The following is a 1,315-nucleotide window of genomic DNA, read 5'->3' as shown; positions in this document are numbered from 1 at the left end:
AAAGAACTGAGGTAAAAAACAAACAAATTCTTCTTTAATCTGAGACAATATTATTCTAGGCTCATAGATTCTAAAATCAGATTCTTGAGCTTTTTTTATTCAATTTATCTGCTATTTATCTCGGCAATACAGAAACGTAGGTTTCATCATAGGGCCTACCGGATTTTGCGATGGCAAAAGATTGTTTAAGTAGTTTGTTGGATACTGCTATCAATGCCAATTTCTTGCTCTTGCCCTTGTTCACGATTCGCTCATACACCTCTCTGCATGCCTTGTTGTGTTTACAGGCATTGAAAGAACATAGAAACAATAGATGCCTAAGCTTTCTATTGCCGACCTTACTTATTCTCGCACGACCTCTTACACTGCTCCCTGACTCTCGTATCGTTGGGGTTATACCGACATAACTACAAAGCTGTGATGCCGTTTCGAACTTGTTAAAACCATCGGTGACCACTATTAGGAACAATGCAGTCTTTTGACCTATACCAGGTATTGACATCAACAAGGTCAATTGCTCCTGTTGGTCCTCTTTTACCAATGTTAGAATCTTTGATTCGATTGCAGCTACCTCTTTATTCAGCTGCTTCTTGTTACGTATCAAGGAACGATAAACAAACTTTGAGGGTATACCTAAAACTGCTTCCCCATGTATCTTGTTCTTGGTTGCCGTTCGTTGTTTTAAATAGGTATCCAATAATCGGAACAACTGTAAACATTCGCTCTGGGTATCCGTCAAAGCATTGTAAATAGGAACCTCGTTGATCAGGGCATATTCACATATAGCCTTGGCATCGCTCTTGTCCGTTTTTACCTTTGCCAGTTTCATTTGAATGAATCGCTTTATCGATAATGGGTTTACTACTGAAACTACTACTCCATTCTTGTAAAGAAACTGCGCAAGTCTATAATGATAATAACCGGTAGCTTCCATAACGACCAATGAGTCTTCAGGTAATTCTTTAAGGAATTTCTTGAATCCAATTTCATCGTTCTTATACTGGTCGTGACCTTTGTTACTACCATGTACATCAAAGACATCTTTACTGATGTCAACTCCAAAAGTTTCTTTATATTTATTCATAAGATATCTTTTATGAAAGAACCAGCTACTTCTGCTCACAACAACTTGAAAACGAGATCTAAAGTCTCACAGAACTGAACGTGATCTGAGTAGTAAAAGAGAGAGGATTATCAATGTTGTCGAAGTCTAAAGCTTCACCGTATATAGTAACCTTAATTCTCTCTTTTGTTCTTTCTATTTATAGCAACAATTTACTGAGAATCAAACTTAAGTCGTATATAATTTATTGCT

At 37.0% G+C, this 1,315-nt stretch carries 1 protein-coding gene; it reads right to left on the bottom strand.

The annotated features are described in order from the left end of the window. Nucleotides 1-115: 115 nt before the first annotated feature. Nucleotides 116-1,084, bottom strand: coding sequence for an IS110 family transposase (locus ACVC43_RS00090; protein ID WP_452222536.1), 969 nt, complete (start codon nucleotides 1,082-1,084; stop codon nucleotides 116-118). Between the last annotated feature and the right edge of the window lie 231 nt (nucleotides 1,085-1,315).

The sequence above is a fragment of the Lacinutrix chionoecetis genome (genome assembly GCF_053604665.1).
This window is presented reverse-complemented; position numbering and strand designations above follow the sequence as displayed.

Bases quoted from the DNA above. Each gene is read 5' to 3' on its own strand.
- ACVC43_RS00090 (WP_452222536.1), bottom strand. From the start codon at position 1,084: ATGAATAAATATAAAGAAACTTTTGGAGTTGACATCAGTAAAGATGTC.